We start from the raw sequence: 16,946 nt of genomic DNA on the forward strand, positions 1-16,946 counted from the left end.
CATGCTTGTGGACAGCCAGCCGGGTGAGGTCATGGCCGCGGAGTGCCCGGCATGCGGGTAGGTCTAGCTAACCATATTGCGACCGCCATGTGACGCCCGGTTAACCCCTGTGTCCGTGCGTTTCCCTGCGCGGACGCCGGCATCCGGAAACACGGCGGACGGGTGGTCAACCGAAGGCGGCGCCGCCCCCGAAGGTGCGGCGCCGCCGTCGTTATTGCCCGTTCACCGGTGTGGTGGCCCTAGCTGGCCGCGGTGCCCAGTTTGACGTCGAACGTCTGTTCCTTGCCGCTGCGCAGGACCGTGATCTTCACCGAGGATCCTGCCGGCTGTTCGCGGACAGCCGCGGTCAGCTGGTTCGGCTCACCGATGGCGAGGTCGTTGAACTTGGTGATGACATCGCCCACCATGATCCCCGCGTTGGCTGCGGGCGAGTTGGCTTCCACGGTGGCAACGTCTGCGCCGACGGAGAACTCGGAGGATGCCCCGGAGGTCGTCTTTGCCTTGACGCTGACCCCAAGCTGCCCGTGGGACGCCTTGCCGTTGTCGATGATCTCCTGGGCCACGCGCTGGGCGTTGTTGATCGGGATGCTGAAGCCCACACCGATGTTGCCGCTGGAGGAGGATGAGGTGCCCGAGCCGGCGGAGGCGATGGCAACGTTCACGCCGATGATCTCGCCCTTGCTGTTGACCAGTGCGCCGCCGGAGTTACCCGGGTTGATGGCCGCGTCAGTCTGGATCACATTAATGGCGATGGATCCCTGGCTTGAACTCTGCTGGCTCTGGCCGCCGCCGGGAGGCGCGAACTGGAAGCCCTCGTCCCCGCCCTGGCTGTTGTCTCCGCCTTCGGGCGCTGCCGACGAGGCCACGCTGATGGTGCGGTTGAGGGTTGAGACGATGCCGTCCGTCACGGTGCCGGTGAGTCCCAGCGGTGAACCGATGGCAATGGCGGTGTCGCCCACATTGAGCTTGGAGGAGTCGCCGAGGGTGGCAGGCGTGAGGCCGGACGTGTCGTCCACCTTGATCACCGCAAGGTCAGACAACGGGTCGGTGCCCACCAGTTTGGCGGGAACCACCTTGCCGCCGCTGGTACGGATCTCCAGGCTGGCGTTGGCAGACTGGCCGTCAAGGGTCACCACGTGGGTGTTGGTCAGGATGTGGCCCTGGTCGTCAAGGACGATGCCCGAGCCGGTTCCGCCGGAACTTCCGCTGGTGGCGCTGATGGTGACCACGCTCGGCGAAGCCTTCACGGCGGCCGCGGTGATCTCGTTGACGCTGTCCTGGTTGTTGACGATCACGGTGCCGGGCTGGCTGTTGCTGCTGGCCGTGGTGGAGGTTCCCGTGCTGCCGAACAGCTCGCCGGAACCAACCGTGGCCACGCCGCCGCCTACGAGGCCGGCAGCAAGGATGCTGGCCACCAGGGTCCCGACCCCGAACGTCGCCTTGCGCCGAGGAGCATCCTTGGCGTTGGGGGCAAATCCAACGCCGCCGGCGGGATCCCCGTGGGCAGTTCCGGCAGCCGGCTGGCCGTAATTGTGCGCGTTCCCGTTCTGCTGGTGTTGCGGGTTCTGCCCGTGTTGCGGGTTCTGCCCGTAATAGGCCGACTGGCCGTAGAACGGCTGGCGCTGCGGGTACTCGGGGTGCTGGCCCCGCGGAATTTCCCGGGTGGGGTTGTCCGTGGCCTGGCGGTCAAACTGTTCGGTGGGGTACTGGCGCCCCTGGTCAGCTCCCCCGGTGGTCGCGTGGGTAGGAGTATTGCCGTCCGCGCCCTGGTTTCCTGTTTCAGGGCCGGCACCCGGACCGTCCGCATGCCGAGCGTCCGTGGGACCGTCTCCCGGCATCGTGGGCTGCTGCCAGGGATTCCGGCTGGTGGACCGGCCGTCCTCGGGGCCGTGTCCGGAACTTTGGTTCTCAGTCATGGGACTTCCTTTCATCCTCGTCTGCATTAACTATGTACCCCGTCGCTGGAACAAGTTCGGATGTTTGCTGGGAGCTTGCTGAACGCGGCTGGCGCCTGAACACCAGCTATGACCTCCCCTGGGAGCGGCCCTGCCCGCATCGTTTCGCTGGTGGCATATTCAGCTCAATGGACGGCCTGTGGGGTGCACCATAGAATCAAGATGAAATGCCACAGCGACCTGCGGCTTCACACCAAGCGTGGGGGCGCTGCTGGATTTCGTGACGACTGATTCGTCCGGAATCGGTGTCAGGCGTGCTGAAGGGTTGCACATGCGGTCAAAGTTCAAACGTATTCTCGCCGTCGTTGGCCTTGCCGGCCTGCTGGCGGTGCCCGCCGGCGCGGCCTGGGCCGAAGATCCGGTCACCATCCCGTCGGGAAAGAACATCGTCGACAACGCGAAGGTTCTTGGCGGCCGCGAGGGTGAAGTCCAGAAGGCCATCCAGGACTTGCTCAAAGACCACAAGTACAACCTTTACGTTGTCACGGTCGACACCTTCACGAGCCCTACTGATCCCGTCCAATGGACGCAGAAGGTGGCCGAGTTGAAGGGCATGGGCCGGGCCGACGCAGTTCTGGCGATGGCCGTGGATGACGGAAAGTTCAATTTCGTCACGAACTCCGCGAGCCCGATACGGTCCAAGCAGGCCAACATCAGCCAGAACGCTGTCACAGCCAACCTCGCCGGTGGCAAGCGCGACTATGCCCAAGCCGCCATCGACACTGCGGCGGCTATCGGAGACGCTGCAGGCGGAGGTAACGGCAACGTCTCCTCCGGCAACGACGCCGGTGCTGCGGTACTCGTGGGGACAGGCGTTGTGGCCGCCGGTGGCGCCGGCGCCTACCTGTACTTCCGCAACCGCCGCAAGAAGGCAGCCGGTCAGGCTTCGAGCGCCAGCTATGGCCCTCAAGGTGGCCAGGTGGACCCCTTGGCTTCCCTTAGCGTCGAAGAACTGCGCCGCAAGAGCGGCCCACTGCTGATCGAGGCTGATGACGCCATCAAGTCCAGCGAACAGGAACTCATGTTCGCCCAGGCCCAGTACGGCGACTCTGCCGTGGGCAACTTCACCAAGGCCCTCGATGAGGCCAAAGCCCACATGACCGAATCGTTCAAGCTCCAGCAGCAGCTCGACGACCACATCCCGGACACTGAGGAGCAGCAGCGGACCTGGCTGGGCGAGATCATCCGGCGGTCGGAGGCTGCGCTGGCCTCCCTGCAGGAGCAGAAGGCGGACTTCGACTCGCTGAGGGAACTCGAAAAGAACGCTCCCCAGGCCCTTGCCGTCATCAATGCCGGAGCACGCGACGCCGACGCAAAGATTGCCAACGCCGAGGAATCGCTCACCACGCTGCGCGCCAAGTACGCCGACAGCGCCCTGGTCCAGGTGTCCGACAACATCCTTCAGGCCAAGGAACGCCTCGCCTTCGTCAAGAACGCCACCGCGGCCGCGCAGCAGAAGCTGGACGAGGGTGAAGCGAGCCTCGCCGCCGTGGCCGTGCGTGCTGCTGAGGAAAGCCTCCACCAGACGACCGTCCTGATCGATGCCATCTCCAAGCTCTCGTCCAGCCTGGACGAGGCCCGCAACAGCCTTGAGGCCGCGGTGGTTGACACCTCCCAGGACCTTGCCCAGGCCCGGGCGATGATCCAATCCGGCGCCCACCCCGAGCTTGCCGGCCCGGTAGCAGGCGTCGAGGCTGCCCTGGCCCAGGTCAAAGCCGAAATCCAGGGTGGCAAGATCGACCCCATTGCCACGCTGCAGCGGGTCGAGGCTGCCCATCAGTCCCTCGACCAGTCGCTGACCGGAATCCGCGACCAGCAGGAGCAGGCACGCCGGGCCCAGGCCTCGCTGCAGCAGACCATCATGTCCGCACAGGCGCAGATCAGCGCTACCTCGGACTACATCACGGCCCGCCGCGGCGGCGTCGGCACCGAGGCGCGGACCCGTTTGGCGGAATCCCAGCGGAACCTGGACTACGCGCTCTCCATTGCACGGACCGATCCCGTCACAGCCCTCACCTACGCACAGCAGGCACACGCCCTCGCCGCGCAGGCAGCCCAGTTGGCCCAGGCGGATGTGGACCACTTCGACGGCTACGCCAACCAGGGCTACGGCCGGGGCGGCATGTTCGGCGGCGGCGGAGGCGGCGGCCTGGGTGGCGCCATCTTGGGCGGCATCCTGATCAACTCCATCCTCAACGGTGGCGGCGGCGGCGGTTGGGGCGGCGGCCACGGCGACGGGGGCGGCGGGTTCGGCGGAGATTCCGGCGGCTTCGGTGGCGGCGACTTCGGCGGCGGTGACTTCGGCGGCGGTGACTCGGGGAGTTTCTAGATCCACAGGCTAGGCGCCCGCCGGAATACCGGCGGGCGGATAGACGCAGTACACCACTGTTCACCGGCAGCAGTGGCCACAACAGAGCAGGACGAAAGGTAACACCATGGTTAAGCAGTCCATTTTCGGCCGCATCGCTCAGCTGGCGAAGGCAAACATCAACTCCTTGCTGGACAACGCTGAGGATCCGCAGAAGATGCTGGACCAGATGGTCCGGGACTACACCAACAACATCGCCGAGGCTGAGTCAGCCGTGGCGCAGACCATTGGCAACCTCCGCATGCTCGAAGACGACTACAACGAGGATGTCCGCAATGCCCGCGACTGGGGCAACAAGGCCCTGGCCGCCTCGCGCAAGGCCGATGAGTTCCGCAGCAATGGCGACGTGACGGACGCCGAGAAGTTCGACAACCTGGCCAAGGTGGCCCTGCAGCGCCAGATGGCTGCCGAGAGCGAAGCCAAGGGCGCTGAGCCCAGCATCGCCTCGCAGCGCGAAGTGGTTGACAAGCTCAAGAACGGCCTCGACCAGATGAAGGGCAAGCTCAACCAGCTCACCAGCAAGCGCAACGAACTGGTGGCACGGTCCAAGACCGCAGCCGCACAGACGCAGGTCCACGACGCCATCAAGAGCATCGACATCATGGATCCCACCAGCGAAGTGGGACGCTTCGAAGAGAAGATCCGCCGCGAAGAGGCGAAGGTCCGCGGCCAGCAGGAACTCGCCGCATCGAGCCTCGATGCACAGTTCAACCAGCTGGAAGACCTTGGTGAGCAGGTGGAGATCGAGGCCCGCCTGGCCGCACTGAAGTCCGGCGGCAAGAGCACCCAGGCCATCGGTTCGGGCAATTCGGCCGAACCAGCATCCACCGTGGATGAGGCGGATTTCGATAAGCTCTGAGCCTGCGGGAGCAGGTAATCACCAACGTTGAAGGGCCGGGACGGAAAGTCCCGGCCCTTTGCCGTTCCCCGGTGTGTAGCGTGGTGGCATGGCTTCCACAGATCTGACGTCACTCGTATGGCTGCGCGACGACCTTCGCCTCGATGACAACCCTGCACTGTCCGAAGCTGCCCACCTCGGTGTGCCGATGACAGTGGTCTATGTACTGGACGAGGAGTCGGACGGTGTTCGGGCGCTCGGAGGGGCCAGCCGGTGGTGGCTGCACCACTCGCTGGCGGCACTCAGCGCCGATCTGGAAGCCAAGGGTTCGCGGCTGGTGCTGCGCCGCGGCAAGGCCGCCGACGTCATCAGTTCACTGGCTGCGCAGACGCATGCGGGCCACCTCTTCTGGAACCGCCGCTACGGCGGGCCGGAACGCGATATCGACGCCGGCCTGAAGGAATGGGCTGCCGGCAACGGCATCGAGGCCTTCAGTTTCCAGGCCAACCTGCTCTTCGAGCCCTGGACCATTAGGACCGGCGCAGGCGGCCCGTACAAGGTCTACTCACCGTTTTGGCGTGCCTGCCTGGCAGCCGGCGACATCCGGGATCCTTTCGACGTTCCCCAAGACCTTCCCGAACCGGCTTCCTCCGGCCGCGGCCTCCCGGCGAGCGACTCCCTAGGCAGTTGGAAGCTGCTGCCTACCTCGCCCGACTGGAGCGGAGGGCTGGCCGACACGTGGGTGCCGGGCGAAAAGGGCGCGCTGGACCGCCTAACGGACTTCCTGGACGGTCCCATTGAGGACTACGGGACCGGAAGGAACATCCCCGGCACTGAGGGAACCAGCCGGTTGTCTCCGTACCTCCGGTTCGGCGAAGTCAGTCCGTTCCGGGTATGGCGTGAGATCCGCCGCCGCCATCCGCGGCAGGTTCCTGCCGACGTCGGCATCTTCCGCTCCGAACTCGGCTGGCGGGAATTCAACTGGCACCTGCTGTATCACAATCCGGAACTGGCCACCCGGAGCTTCCGGCCCGACTTTGAGAAGTTCGAATGGGGATCACTGAGCCGGCAGGAACTGGCCGCGTGGCAGCAGGGCCAGACCGGCTATCCGCTGGTTGACGCCGGTATGCGGCAGCTCTGGCAGACCGGGTGGATGCACAACCGCGTCCGCATGGCAGCGGCATCCTTCCTGGTCAAGAACCTCCTGACCGACTGGAGGGTGGGCGAACAATGGTTCTGGGACACCCTGGTGGACGCCGACGCCGCAAACAATCCCGCAAACTGGCAATGGGTGGCCGGCTCCGGAGCGGATGCCTCGCCCTACTACCGCATCTTCAATCCGGTAACCCAAAGCAAGAAGTTCGACGCCGGCGGCGACTACCTGCGCCGGTTCATCCCGGAGATCGCCGGCCTTGAGGGCAAAGCGATCCACGAACCATGGACGGCGGAGCTGGAGAGCTACCCCCAGCCCCTGGTGGAGCTCCCAGAGTCACGGGAGCGGGCACTGGATGCCTACCAGAAGCTCAAGGACTCGTGACCGCTTGTACGGGCCGCCAGGGTCAGCGGCTGACCTTGCCCATCAGTGACGCGATGGGGCGCAGGAAAAGCGGGCGGGCGAGGAACCAGGCGCCAACCATGACAGCCACGGAAGCGGCGAAGACCCAGAAACCGAACCAGCCGTCGTCGTCACGCACACCGTACATGTGGTTGAGGTTCCGGAGCGCCCCCGTGGCGAAGACCAGGAACACATGCACCACCACGAAGGCCACGAAGTAGATCATCACCGGGAAGTGCACGGCACGGGCCCACTCGATGGGGTAGGCCTTATTCAGGCCGGCAGCCTTCTTGGGCCATGCACCGGACATGCGCAGCCCGGTGATGAACGCCAGCGGTGCGGCGATGAAGACGGTGATGAAGTAGGTCAGCAGCTGGAGCGCGTTGTAGTTGACCCAGCCGTTCTCCGTGGGCCAGTTCAGCGATGCGTACTGGAGGGCGGCCGAAAGGGCGTTCGGGAACACATCCCAGCTGGTGGGGACAATCCGCATCCACTGGCCGGTGGCAAACAGGAGAACGGCGAACACCAGGCCGTTGAGGATCCACAGGGCATCCAACGTGAGGTGGAACCACAGCTCAAGGCTGATCTTCGTTGGAGCGTTCCGGGTCCGGATCAGGCCCTTGTTGTTGCGGGTCCAGTGGGCGCTGGGACGGGTGGTGGTCCGCACCTGCCAGCCCGTACGGATAATCAGCAGCAGGAAGAAGGCGTTGAGGAAGTGCTGCCACGCCAGCCACGCCGGGAAGCCCTCGGGTGCCGAGGCCGGCAGCTCCGAATGCCCCGGGTAGGCAGCCACGAAGGAAGCCACGGCGGGAAGGCCCACAAGCCATCGGGCGGCGAGGACCACCAGTACCAGCGCCACGAGGACGGCCGGGACGCCCCAGTAGAGTCGGGACCGCTTACCCGTGGCGGCGCCGGGCTTCTTCGTGGGTGTGGACATCGAACTACATTCCTCTCGAGAATGACTGGCCAGGTGCTCGCAGCACGCAAGCCCTGCGAACGAGAATACTAGGAACTACCCTCATCCACGGAAAAAAGAAGACCCCGTCCGGCTGGTGTGCCGAACGGGGTCTTTCCATAGTTGCGGGGACAGGATTTGAACCTGTGACCTCTGGGTTATGAGCCCAGCGAGCTACCGAACTGCTCCACCCCGCGTCGCTTGATCAACACTACCCTATCTTTTCGGCCGCCGTGACCACGTGGCCCAAAGCCCCTCCCGGCCATCCGCCAGAGGCGTGCCATGCCACCGCCAACCGACACAGCCAGGAGCACAAAAAGACCCGGACACTGTTTCCAATGTCCGGGTCTTTTACCAGTTGCGGGGACAGGATTTGAACCTGTGACCTCTGGGTTATGAGCCCAGCGAGCTACCGAACTGCTCCACCCCGCGTCGCAAGAACTACTTTACCGGGAGGTGAACGCCAAGCCAAATCGAGACAGCGTGACGTCCGTTACGCAAGCGGCACCCGCTTCCCGGAGGAAGCGGGTGCCGCTTTACGTCGTCGTACTTTCATTCAGGTCCTGGGCACCCGGGGGGGCTCAGGACGCCGCGAGCCTGGCTAGTTGCTGGGCGACGGTGTCGGCGTTGCCGTTGGTGCCGGGCTGGCTTCCGGGGCGGTGCCGGGAATCTTGGCCTCGGCGTCCACGGCCTTCTTCAGTGCCGCTGTGATCCGCTTCTGCGCCTCACCATAAGCGGCGAAGTCACCGGTTGAGAGAGCCGACTGGCCGGCCTGGATGGCGGCATTTGCTTCGTCCAGCGCCGCCTTGAGCTCAGCCTTGGCGTCCGCTCCCGGCTCCGATGGATTAGCCGGCGCGGCTGGCGTCTGCCCGTTGTTGTCCGAGTCGCCCGCCGCTGCGCCGGAATTACCGCCGAACAGCTGCTTGAGTGCTTCGTCCAGGGTGGGCGCGAAGCCCACCTTGTCACCGAACGCCACCAGCACGCGCTGCAGGGTGGGATAGGAGGTCTCACCGGTCGACTTCAGGTAGACCGGCTGCACATACAGGATGCCGCCGCCCACGGGCAGGGTCAGCAGGTTGCCGTTCAGCACGTCCGAGGCACCCTGGCGCAACAGGTTCAGGGCCTGGGACACCGTGGGATCGGAGTTGAACTTGTTCTGCGCCTGGCCCGGGCCGGGGACCTGGGTTTCCGGCGGGATATTGAGCAGGCGCAGCTTGCCGTAGCCCTCACCCTTGACCCCTGCCTGGTTACCGGCGTCGGAATCCGCTGCCAGGAAGCCATAGAGGACGTTGCGGGCGTTGTTGTTCACGATCTGCGGAATGAAGGATGACGTGAGCTGGAACGCCGGCTTGTCCTGGTCAGGCATCTGCAGCGACATGTAGAACGGCGGCTGCTTGACGTCCGTGTCCACTGTGGGATCGGCCGGAACGCTCCAGGCGTCGTTGTTCTTGTAGAAGCTGCGGGGGTCCGTCACGTGGTACTGGCCCAGCAGTTCACGCTGGACCTTGAACAGGTCCTCCGGGTAACGGACGTGGCTCATCACCGCGCCGGACATCTCAGAATAGGGCTTCAGGGACGTGGGAAACACTTTGTTCCAGGCCTTGAGGACAGGGTCCTGGTCATCCCAGGCGTACAGGGTGACGGAGCCGTCGTAGGCGTCCACGGTTGCCTTGACGGAGTTCCGGATGTAGTTCACGGTGCTGTTCGGCAGGGCCACGGCGCGGCCGGAGGTGGTCTGCGTGTCAGCAGTGGCCTCAGACAGCTGTTTTTGCTGCGAGTAAGGGTAGTACTGGCTGGTGGTGTAGCCGTCCACGATCCACTTCACGCGGCCATCAACAACCGCCGGGTAGGCGTTGCCGTCAACGGTGAGGTACGGCGCAACCTTCTGGATGCGTTCCCGGGGGTTGCGGTCGTACAGGACCTGCGAATCGGAGTTCACGCCGTCCGAGAGCAGCAGGTCCGAGGACTGGAACTTGATGGCGTACAGGACCTTGTTGAAGAACGAGCCCACGTTCGGGCCGCCGTTGCCGGTAAACGTGTACTGGGTTTCGCCTTCGCCTTCGCGGCCGGACGGACGGTCCTGCTCACGCGGAGCGGTGCCTTCCGGGGCGCCAACGATCGAGTACTCGGGTGAGGATTCACCGAAGTAGATGCGGGGCTGGTAGGAGGAGTCGTTGCCCAGGACGCCATTGGAGGGGATGCCCGACTGCAGGAATTCAGGCTTGCCGTCCACGGTGAACTTGTTGCCCTTGGCCGCTACCACGCCGTAGCCGTGCGTGTACACGACGTGCTGGTTCAACCAGCCCTGCTGGTTGGCTGCCACGTTGGTGGGGTTCAGTTCCCGGACAGCGATCACGGTGTCCTGGATCTTGCCGTCCACCTCGTACCGGTCAACGTTGAGGGCCTCGGGGAACTGGTAGTACGGGCGGTACTGTTCCAGCTGTGCGAAGGCGTCAGAGATCAGGTTGGGGTCCAGGAGCCGGATGTTTGCGGTGGTCTGCGCGTCCGGGGCCAGGGCACCTGATGTTGCGGTGTTGGTGGCGTCGTAGCGGGTCTCCTGGATTCCATCGAGCCCGTAAGCGCTGCGGGTGTTGTCGATGTTCCGTTGGATGTAGTCCTTCTCCAGCGTTTCTTCCGAGGGACGGACCTGGAACTGCTGGATCACCCAGGGGTACACTCCACCGGCCAGGATGGACGTGATGATCAGCATCGCCGTTCCGATGACCGGCAGGCGCCAGCGGCCGATGATGGCTGCCACGATGAACAGCGCGGCTACCAGCACGGCAGCGACGGCGAGGATGGCCTTCGTGGGGATGACGGCGTTGACGTCCGTGTAGAGGGCACCGGCCCAGCGGCCGCCATTGCTCTGGACCGAGGAATACCGGTCAAGCCAGAAGTTGATGCCCAGCAGGATCAGGAACGCGGCACCGGTGACGGCAATGTGGATCTGGGCGGCACGGGCGGTGTAGACGCCGCGCTCCATGAGCCGGATGCTGCCGTAGAGGTAGTGCGTCAGGATGCCGGCGATGCCGGCAATGACAACCACGCTGATCAGGAAGCCTGTGACGAATCCCAGGAAGGGCAGGACCATCACATAGAAGCTGATGTCCATGTTGAACTGGGGGTCCTGCTTGTTGAAGCCCACCTGGTTGAAGAAGAGCAATACCTTCTGCCACTGGCTCGCGGCCGCGCTTCCGGCGAAGAGGCCGAAGAGGATGGGCAGGCCAATCATGACCACCCGCCGTACAGGTTCCAGCTGTGCCTGGTAGCGGTTGAGGTTGTCCCGGATATCGGAATCAGGCGCGTAGACCGGCCGGGAGCGGTAGGCAATGCGGATGGCGAAGAACACGCCGGCGAACATCAAGGCGAACCCGGCAGCGAAGATGGCGATCTTCGCAAGGTTCTCAGTGATGAAGACTTCCATGAACCCCAGCTGCCGGTACCAAAGGACGTCGGTCCAGACGTTGGCGAAGAAGATGAAGCCCACGACGACGAGGGCAACAACGATCAGGGTGGGCGTCAGCGCGCCGCGTCGGGAAGGGGGTCTGCCGGTGGACATGGTGCTGGCGGGACGGGACAAACTGGGTACCTCATAGCTGGTCGTCAGATATTCGAAGCGTGCGTGCGAGTGACGTACTCCCCCGGCCTGCAGCTGGAATTGTCCGTCACCTTTGCCACGAGTGGCGGTAAGGCTTAGTTCCTGTCGAGTCTAGATGCGCCCAGTCTAGTTGTTTCCGCAGGTGGGCAGGCCCGTTGTGTCCTGGCCGCTGCCGGCACGTTCGACGGCGGACCTTGCCTCCGCGAGCTTGTCCACCTTGACCACCTGGAGCCCGTCCGGGATGTGCCCCACCACTTCCCCGCAGTTTTCCGCGGGTGCCAGGAACAGGGTGGCTCCCCCGGCGCGGGCGCCCTGCATTTTCTGCACGATGCCGCCAATGGCCCCAACAGTGCCGTCAGGCGAAATGGTGCCTGTGCCGGCGATGTGCTTGCCGCCGGTCAGGTCGCCGGGGGTGATGGTGTCGATGATGCCCAGGGAGAACATCAGCCCGGCCGACGGGCCGCCCACTTTGTCCAGCGAAATATGCACATCGAAGGGGAACGTAAACAGGTACTTGAGCATCACCCCGAGGATGAACCGGCCTTCGCCGTTGTCCTTGGGGGTGATGGTCTCAGTCACCGGCTGACCGTCCCGCTCCAGCACCACGGCTGCGGGGGCGCCCTTGCCTGCCGCGAGCTCGTCCTGGATGACGGCCAGTGACGTGATGTCCTTGCCATTGATGGTCTTGAGGACGTCCCCGGTTTGGATCTTGCCTTCCGCAGCCGACCCGTTTGACAGTCCCGCGGCCTCTAGCTGCTGGCCGAACGGGATGTCCAGTTCGTTCAGGGCCGAGGCGACGGCGTTTTCCTGGGAAGTGGTCATGGCGACGGAACTCTGCTGGGCGGCTTCTTCCTTGGTGGTCCCCGTGGGATAGATCAGCTCCACCGGATAGACGGACTTGGACCGGTCAAGCCAGGCGGAGAAAGCGGTGAGGATGCTGACCGGGCTGTTGGGGCCGCCGTCGACGTACACCGTGGTGAGGTCCAAGTTGCCTGCCGCCGGGTAGGACTCATGCCCGGTGACCTTGATGACGGGAGTCCCCTGCCCCTGTCCCAGGGTGTTATACGTGGGTCCCGGGGATTCGATGACGTACGGCACGGGGATGACCCCGACGGCGATGCCCAGGCCCAGCGCCGTCATACCGGCAAGCATCATGGCTGAAACCCTGGGGCTTCGGCGGGGCGCAGGCCCAGTTGGCGCGCCGCCGTCCGCGTCATTGCCGCCGGCCGCTCCGCCGTCGTGATCCCCTTGCCGGGGCTGGGAAAGAAGCTCTGAAGCGTGGTCCTCGGAGGGGTACCCGCCACGGGTTGTAGTCACCCAACAACAGTACGCGGTGGCAGGACCCGGGGGCTCTTTGCCCACAGCGAACGTCAAGCCGGTGCGGCAGACAGCCGCGGATGGCCGGGGTACCGTGAAGGTTGAGCACCAGTCACACCGACGATCGGCGGGATCATGACCTCCAACCCACACAATTCTTCGAACGGCGACGATACCCCCAAGGATCCGTTGGCCGAGATGCTGCAGAACCTGATGGGCGGCAAGGGCATGGAAAACTTCGATCCGGCCGAGCTCGCAAAGGCTGCCGGCCTGCCGAACGATCCCAACCTGCTGGCCCAGATGTTCTCCCAGGTCCAGGCCATGATGAGTGCCCCGTCCGAGGGGCCCGTCAACTGGACGCTGGCACACGACAATGCACGGCGAGTGGCCGCGAGCAGCTCCGATCCGTCGGTTACCTCCCAGCAGTCCCGGGAGGTGGATGAGGCCCTTCGCCTGGCGGAGCTGTGGCTTGACCCGGTCACGGACCTGCCGTCCACCGGACTGATCGGGCGGGCCTGGTCGCGTGCGGAGTGGGTCGAGGCAACACTGGGAACCTGGAAGCGGCTGACGGAGCCCGTGGCGAACAGCATTGCCAATGCCCTCTCCTCCGCCATGACGGAGCAGATGCCCGAGGAAATGAAGTCCATGATGGGCGGCGCCTCCTCGATGCTGCAGAACATGGGCGGCGCCATCTTCGGGATGCAACTGGGCCAGGCCATCGGCGCACTCTCGGCAGACGTTGTCAGCTCCACTGATATCGGCGTGCCGCTTGCGGATCTGGAAATGGCCCTGTTGCCGGCCAACGTTGCCGCTTTCGGGGATGGCCTGTCCCTGCCGGAAAACGACATCCGGCTGTTCCTGGCAGTGCGTGAGGCCGCCCACGCCCGGCTGTTCGTGCAGGTCCCCTGGCTGCGGGGGCACCTCCTCGGAGCCATTGAGGCATATGCCCGCGGCATCCACATCGACACCTCGCGCATCGAAGAGCTGGCCCGGGACCTGGATCCGAGCAACCCCGAGGGAATCCAGGAAGCCCTCTCCCAGGGTGTCTTCATGCCCAAGCGCACCCCTGCGCAGGAGCAGGCCCTGGAAAAGCTCGAAACGGCGCTGGCCCTCGTGGAAGGCTGGGTGGACGAACTGACGGCCGCGGCCACCGAGAATGTGCTCCCCTCCGCTGCCGCGCTGCGTGAAACCGTCCGGCGGCGCCGCGCAACCGGCGGCCCGGCAGAACATGCCTTCGCCTCCCTGGTGGGGCTGGAGCTGCGGCCGCGCCGCCTCCGGGACGCGGCCACGCTGTGGGCCGCCCTCAAGGACGAGCGCGGCGTCGAAGGCCGGGACGCCATCTGGCACCACCCGGACCTGCTGCCCACCGCCGAGGACCTGGACGATCCCAAGGGTTTCAGCGCCCGCCGCAAGCTGGCAGAGGCCAGCGACAGCGAAGTGGACGATGCCCTGCAGAAGCTGCTCAGTGGTGGTTTTGATGCCCCAGCCACCGACGACGGCGGCGAAGGTACCCAGCCGAAGGCCTGACCTTCCCGCTGCGGCGGCAGCGCATTCCACCTAGTCGGCGTCCTCCGGCCAGCCCTCGGGCTCCGGCAGGGCGCCGGCTTTGTCGTCTCCGGCTCCGCGGCCGTTGGCCAGGCCGCGCGCGGAGGCAAAGGACACCCCTTCAAGGAATGCTTTCGCCCGCTGCGTTTCCGGGTACGCCTCGAGCAGCTTCCAGAACGCGGCGTTGTGCCCGGCCACGAGGAGGTGCGCGAGTTCGTGCAGCAGGACATAGTCAATGACCCACTGGGGCATCGGCTTCAGCTTGTCCGAAAGCCGGATGGTGCCCTCCGCCGGGGTGGCGGAGCCCCAACGTGAATTCTGGTTGCTGACCCACCGGACGGAAGCCGGAGCTGACCGTCCCCCCAGGTACTGGGCAGAAAGGTGGGCGGCGTGGGCCGCGAGGGCGGCATCGGACGCCGGCCGTTTCCTGCCCGCCGCGCTGCGCCGCTCCCCCTGCCGCTGCAACTTTGCCAGCATGCGCCGAACCCACTCGGTTTCCTGGGCCGAGGTAAACCGCGCAGGGATGGCGACGACGGCAGTCCCATCCTCCCAAAACGCAGCCACCGTACGGGTCCGGCGGGAAGACCGCCTGACCTCCACCGGCGCGCCGTCGGCTGTGGTCAGTGTGGGCGGCCCGCCGGACCTCACAGCTCGGTGCTCTCGGTCAGCACCCGCAGGACGTCTTCGCCGTACTTCTCAAGCTTTGATGGACCCACACCCGCCAGGCCGGCAAGGTCCTCGATTGATGCCGGCCTCGCCTCGGCGATGGCGGTCAGGGTGGCGTCGGTGAAGACCACGAACGCTGGCACATCGGCAGAGAGTGCCACTTCACGGCGCCAGGTCCGCAGGGCTTCGAACGTCTGTTCCTCGTAGCTGGGCGGGCACGCATTGCACCGTCCCACCTTGCGCTCCGCGCCGGAGGACAGCATGCTGCCGCAGACCCTGCACACTGCCGGGGCGGCAGCCTTCCGCCGTGGAGCCGGGCCCTTCCCGCGGGTGCTGGACGTGGCCACGGAATTGGGACGGAGTCCGTCAAGGAACCTGGACGGTTTCCGGTTTGCCCGGCCGCCCGGCGTCCGCGCCGTACTCCAGGACAGGGAAAGGTTCTCCCGCGCACGGGTGATGCCGACGTACAAAAGCCGGCGCTCTTCATCCACCGATTCCGGGGAATCGGCGAAGGAGATGGGCATCAGGCCTTCACTGAGGCCCACCAGGAACACCGCGTCCCATTCCAGGCCTTTTGCGGCGTGCAGGGACGCCAGGGTGACGCCCTGCACTGTGGGGGCGTGCTGGGCGAGCGAACGTTCCTGGAGTTCGTTGACGAAGTCCGCCAGTCCGAACTCCGGTCCACGGACCTGGACCAGCTCATCAGCGAGGGCCACCAGTGCCGCCAGGGACTCCCACCGTTCCCGCAGTGCACCGCCGCTGTGCGGGGCGGAGTCCGTATACCCAAGGGAGGAGACGATGTCCCGGACCAACTGCCCGAGCGGTTCGCTGGCTCCCTCTTCACTCACCGCCCTGGTGGCGGCACGCAGCTGGAGGATGGCGTCCCGTACTTCCTTGCGGGCAAAGAACCTCTCGCCGCCGCGGAGCTGGTAGCCGATGCCGGCGGCGGCCAGTGCCTGCTCGTAGGCCTCGGACTGCCCGTTGGTGCGGAAAAGGATGGCAACTTCGCTTGCCGGGGTGCCGGCGTCGAGCAGTGCCTTGATCTTTTGGGCGACGGTGGCCGCCTCGGCTTCGTCGTCGGTGCACTCGGTAAAGGTGGGCACCGGGCCGGCGGGACGCTGCGCCACCAGTTGCAGGGGCGCGGCCCACGCGGCATCCGCTGCCGGACCACCGCTGCGACGTCCGCCCAGCAGGTCGTTTGCCAGCTTCACCACCTGGGGTGTGGACCGGTAATCGCGGATCAGCTTGACCACGTTGGCCTGCGGGTACCGGGCCTTGAAATCCAGGAGGTGCCGGGGCGAGGCGCCGGTGAAGGAGTAGATGGTCTGGCTTGCGTCGCCCACCACGCAGAGTTCGTCCCGGCCACCGAGCCAAAGCTCCAGCAGCCGCTGCTGCAGGGGCGAAACGTCCTGGTACTCGTCCACCACGAAGTGACGGTACTGCTCCCGGACGGTGGCAGCCACTTTCTCGTCCTCCTGCAGTATCCCCACGGTGATGAGGAGGACGTCCTCGAAGTCGATGACGTTGCGGTCTGTCTTCACGTCCTCGTAGGACTGGAAGACGCGGGCCACGGCGGTGAGGTCGAAGCCGCCCGGGGCGCCCCTGTCCTGGGCGTTTTCCAGGTAGTTGGCCGGGGTCAGCATGGAAACCTTGGCCCACTCGATTTCCGAGGCGAGGTCGCGGATGGAAGCCCTGTCAGTGCTGAGCCGCAGCCGGCGGGCAGCCTCCGCCAGGGTCTGTGCCTTGTGCTCCAGGAGGTTCGGCAGCGTGCCGCCAACGGCCTGCGGCCAGAAGAACTGCAGCTGGCGCAGCGCCGCCGCATGGAACGTCCGGGCCTGCACGTTGCCTGCCCCAAGGTCCCGGAGCCGGCTTCGCATCTCCGCCGCGGCCCGCGCCGTGAAAGTCACGGCCAGGAGCCGCTGCGGTGTGTAGACGCCGGAGTGGACCCCATAGGCGATGCGGTGGGTGATGGCCCGGGTTTTTCCGGTTCCGGCACCTGCCAGGACGCACAAGGGTCCGTTCAGGGTGCTGGCCACCTCGCGCTGTTCGGCGTCCAGCCCGCCCAGGATGCGGTCCTCCAGTGAGGCAGTACCGTCCTGCGAAAGGGCTCCGGTGAAGTTGTCTGTAGTCACGTCTATTGCTCTGTGTC

Annotated in this window: 10 protein-coding genes and 2 tRNA genes; 4 read left to right on the forward strand and 8 right to left on the reverse strand. The window is 65.5% G+C overall.

Going from position 1 to position 16,946, the window contains the following annotated elements; all coding sequences use genetic code 11:
• Nucleotides 1-239: 239 nt before the first annotated feature.
• The gene (locus AC1DBN_RS04030) at nucleotides 240-1,916 is read right to left on the reverse strand and encodes a S1C family serine protease (RefSeq protein ID WP_477722609.1); all 1,677 of its coding nucleotides are present in this window, start codon (nucleotides 1,914-1,916) and stop codon (nucleotides 240-242) included.
• 310 nt (nucleotides 1,917-2,226) lie between these two features.
• Between AC1DBN_RS04030 and AC1DBN_RS04035 the strand changes: the two genes are divergently transcribed.
• From AC1DBN_RS04035 to AC1DBN_RS04045, 3 genes are all read left to right on the forward strand, one after another.
• A complete protein-coding gene (locus AC1DBN_RS04035) occupies nucleotides 2,227-4,284 on the forward strand; it encodes a TPM domain-containing protein (protein ID WP_091721507.1) in 2,058 nt (685 codons plus the stop codon).
• Nucleotides 4,285-4,390: 106 nt separating this feature from the next.
• Nucleotides 4,391-5,182, forward strand: a complete 792-nt coding sequence (locus AC1DBN_RS04040; RefSeq protein ID WP_091721510.1) for a PspA/IM30 family protein — start codon at nucleotides 4,391-4,393, stop codon at nucleotides 5,180-5,182.
• Between the two features lie 88 nt (nucleotides 5,183-5,270).
• Nucleotides 5,271-6,698: a cryptochrome/photolyase family protein gene (locus tag AC1DBN_RS04045; protein WP_091721512.1), complete on the forward strand. Its 1,428-nt coding sequence runs from the start codon at nucleotides 5,271-5,273 to the stop codon at nucleotides 6,696-6,698.
• 22 nt (nucleotides 6,699-6,720) lie between these two features.
• On the opposite strand, the gene AC1DBN_RS04050 is transcribed toward AC1DBN_RS04045, so the two are convergent.
• The 5 genes from AC1DBN_RS04050 to AC1DBN_RS04070 form a co-directional block, all read right to left on the reverse strand.
• Complete coding sequence (locus AC1DBN_RS04050) at nucleotides 6,721-7,653, reverse strand: cytochrome b/b6 domain-containing protein (protein ID WP_091721515.1); 933 nt, start codon at nucleotides 7,651-7,653, stop codon at nucleotides 6,721-6,723.
• 141 nt (nucleotides 7,654-7,794) lie between these two features.
• Nucleotides 7,795-7,868, reverse strand: a tRNA-Met gene (locus AC1DBN_RS04055).
• Nucleotides 7,869-8,029: 161 nt separating this feature from the next.
• Nucleotides 8,030-8,103 (reverse strand) — tRNA-Met (locus AC1DBN_RS04060).
• Nucleotides 8,104-8,272: 169 nt separating this feature from the next.
• Nucleotides 8,273-11,230 carry a UPF0182 family membrane protein gene (locus tag AC1DBN_RS04065; protein ID WP_172829981.1) on the reverse strand — a complete coding sequence of 986 codons (2,958 nt, stop codon included), beginning with the start codon at nucleotides 11,228-11,230 and terminating at the stop codon, nucleotides 8,273-8,275.
• Between the two features lie 165 nt (nucleotides 11,231-11,395).
• Nucleotides 11,396-12,586 (reverse strand): YlbL family protein, encoded by a 1,191-nt coding sequence (locus AC1DBN_RS04070; protein WP_231994302.1) that lies wholly within the window; start codon nucleotides 12,584-12,586, stop codon nucleotides 11,396-11,398.
• Nucleotides 12,587-12,721: 135 nt separating this feature from the next.
• Here AC1DBN_RS04070 and AC1DBN_RS04075 point away from each other — a divergent pair, with 135 nt between their 5' ends.
• Nucleotides 12,722-14,113, forward strand: coding sequence for a zinc-dependent metalloprotease (locus AC1DBN_RS04075; RefSeq protein ID WP_477722610.1), 1,392 nt, complete (start codon nucleotides 12,722-12,724; stop codon nucleotides 14,111-14,113).
• 30 nt (nucleotides 14,114-14,143) lie between these two features.
• On the opposite strand, the gene AC1DBN_RS04080 is transcribed toward AC1DBN_RS04075, so the two are convergent.
• Together AC1DBN_RS04080 and AC1DBN_RS04085 are read right to left on the reverse strand one after the other, a co-directional pair.
• Nucleotides 14,144-14,779, reverse strand: a complete 636-nt coding sequence (locus AC1DBN_RS04080; protein WP_091721524.1) for a M48 metallopeptidase family protein — start codon at nucleotides 14,777-14,779, stop codon at nucleotides 14,144-14,146.
• Nucleotides 14,776-16,929 carry an ATP-dependent DNA helicase UvrD2 gene (locus AC1DBN_RS04085; RefSeq protein ID WP_091721527.1) on the reverse strand — a complete coding sequence of 718 codons (2,154 nt, stop codon included), beginning with the start codon at nucleotides 16,927-16,929 and terminating at the stop codon, nucleotides 14,776-14,778. The genes AC1DBN_RS04080 and AC1DBN_RS04085 overlap by 4 nt, the downstream gene beginning before the upstream one ends.
• Nucleotides 16,930-16,946 lie beyond the last annotated feature (17 nt).

The organism is Pseudarthrobacter sp. 10T415, from assembly GCF_056394175.1.

Excerpts from the sequence above, each read along its gene's own strand:
- AC1DBN_RS04075 (WP_477722610.1), top strand. The coding sequence starts at position 12,722 with ATGACCTCCAACCCACACAATTCTTCGAACGGCGACGATACCCCCAAG.
- AC1DBN_RS04065 (WP_172829981.1), bottom strand. The coding sequence starts at position 11,230 with ATGTCCACCGGCAGACCCCCTTCCCGACGCGGCGCGCTGACGCCCACC.
- AC1DBN_RS04045 (WP_091721512.1), top strand. The coding sequence starts at position 5,271 with ATGGCTTCCACAGATCTGACGTCACTCGTATGGCTGCGCGACGACCTT.
- AC1DBN_RS04030 (WP_477722609.1), bottom strand. The coding sequence starts at position 1,916 with ATGACTGAGAACCAAAGTTCCGGACACGGCCCCGAGGACGGCCGGTCC.
- AC1DBN_RS04035 (WP_091721507.1), top strand. The coding sequence starts at position 2,227 with ATGCGGTCAAAGTTCAAACGTATTCTCGCCGTCGTTGGCCTTGCCGGC.
- AC1DBN_RS04040 (WP_091721510.1), top strand. The coding sequence starts at position 4,391 with ATGGTTAAGCAGTCCATTTTCGGCCGCATCGCTCAGCTGGCGAAGGCA.
- AC1DBN_RS04050 (WP_091721515.1), bottom strand. The coding sequence starts at position 7,653 with ATGTCCACACCCACGAAGAAGCCCGGCGCCGCCACGGGTAAGCGGTCC.